A 1,949-nucleotide genomic window follows, 5' to 3' on the forward strand; every position below is an offset into this window, starting at 1 on the left:
CCGCGCACCATGCCGTCCAGGACCTCGGAGAGCGGGGATCCGCTCGTCATGAGCCCGTGGACGAGGTGATGGGTCTCGACGAGACCCCGGGCTCGACGCTCGCTCCGCAGAGCGGCGGTCAGACGCTCTTGCTGCCGTGGCGGGTTCGGCATGAACTCGATTCGATGGCGTTGACCGACCGTAGCGCGTGCGCGCCCGATCCCCGCCGGAACGGACGGATGTTCGTCCTTCAGCGTCCGAGCACACGCAGGAGCTGCGACGTGCGGTGCGGGACGGGCGTCAGCAGCTCCCGAACCTCCGCGAGACCGGCTCGCAGCTCGGCGTCCCCGACCTCGACCGGCGCCATCGAGTCCTGCAGCTCGCCGATGAGCAGGTCGGCCTCCTCGGCCGCCTCGATGGCGCCGTGGAGGAACAGGGCAGCGCCCTGCGAGGCGAGGCCGACCGGCCCGGAGGGCGCGAAGGCCCGCTCGGGCAGCCCGAACCGCTGCGCGAACCCGGTGTGCGTGCGCTTGGCCCGGCCGTAGGCGGTCTGCAGTGGCCCGAAGATCTCCTCCTCCAGCCGATCGGCGGCATGCTCGTCGAGGAGGTCGTAGGCCTCGCCGACGCACGCCAGCGCGCGACCGATCTCCTCGATCGCACCGGCGAACTCGTCGAGGAGGCCCTGTCGCGCGTCAGCGCTCGTGTAGCTCATGCCTGCAGGGTAGTCGGCGCGGGGGCCGCGCCCCGCGAACATCAGCCCCACCATCTCAGCGCAGCGGCAGCACGAGTCGTGCGGGCACCGTCCGCCCCGCGCACAGCGCGTACACGTGCCGGCCGGCGATCGCCCGGCCACTGCGCGTGCGTGCCTTCACGACGAGGGTCGCCTTCCTGCCGGTGATGCCCGCCAGCGGCACCGAGAGCCGCTTCGCGCCCGTGCGGTTCGCGGCCGCGGGCCGTCCGTTGAGGAGCGCGACGGCGCTGGACAGGGAGCTTCGCGCCTTCAGCACGACCGTGACCTTCGCGGGCGCCAGGCAGGCGCTGGCCGCCCGCCCCTGCGAGGTGCGGGTCGCGGACGCGCTGCGCTGCCCGCTGGCGTCGAGGGCCGTCACCTGGACCGCGACGGTGTCGGACGGCAACGTCCGCGGGAGGACCAGCGAGGGCTGCTGCTGGGTGGTGACGCTGCGAGCCCCGCCGGTCGTGGAGACCTGCACCGCGTAGGAGACGGCCCCGGCGACCTTGGCCCATCTGATGCGCGCCGTCAGGCCCTTGCGCTGGATGGACAGGCCTCGCGGGGCCTTGGGCGGCCGTGCCACCGGCGCCGAGAAGCTCGCGACGTCCAGGGTCGCGCGGTCGAAGCCGTCCTGCCGCACCCGGGCCGAGACGGTGCTGATCCCGGGCAGCCCGGCGGGCACGGTGAAGCGCTTGGATCCCGACGTCGCGTTCGTGGTCGTGATCTCCCGCAGGCCCGCTGCGCCCCGGACCGTGAAGGTGAGCTGCTGGCCCGCGATCCTCGTCGCCCGCCAGCGCAGGACGCGACGGGTGCCGCGGCCGCTCACCGACGCCGTGATCGAGGGACTCGGCAGCGACTCGGATGTCGTGGCGCCGGTCACCGCCACCGACCCTGGCTGGAGGACCGCCGTGTACGTCCCGGTCTCGGGCCGGAACTGCACGAAGGTCGTGTTGGTCGTGGGGTCGCGGATGACGACGGCCGTGCCGCCGCGCTGGACCTCCGCGTCGACCACGGTCGGCGTCGTCATGACCACCCCACCCGGGCCGGTGACCTCGACGAGCGGCGGAGCGCCGTCACCGACGAACCTCAGGACGGTGAACGCGGGACCCGCCGAGAGCCTGAAGGTCCGCGGGGCCCCACCGGCGCGCAGGGAGGCGATCCCGGCGGTGTCCTTGAACGGGCCGATGGCGCACCCTCCACCCATGTAGAGCGACGGGGTCCCGCCCCACTTGTAGCCCAC

2 protein-coding genes are annotated in these 1,949 nt (G+C 73.6%); both read right to left on the bottom strand.

Going from position 1 to position 1,949, the window contains the following annotated elements:
* Window positions 1-229: 229 nt before the first annotated feature.
* The gene (locus ABYE80_RS20330; protein ID WP_372792197.1) at window positions 230-691 is read right to left on the bottom strand and encodes a hypothetical protein; all 462 of its coding nucleotides are present in this window, start codon (window positions 689-691) and stop codon (window positions 230-232) included.
* A 55-nt stretch (window positions 692-746) separates the two neighbouring features.
* On the bottom strand, window positions 747-1,949 hold a 1,203-nt coding region (locus tag ABYE80_RS20335; protein ID WP_372792199.1), incomplete at its 5' end, for a hypothetical protein.

Origin of the sequence: Paraconexibacter sp. (assembly GCF_041602235.1) — a bacterium.
GTDB lineage: Bacteria > Actinomycetota > Thermoleophilia > Solirubrobacterales > Solirubrobacteraceae > Paraconexibacter.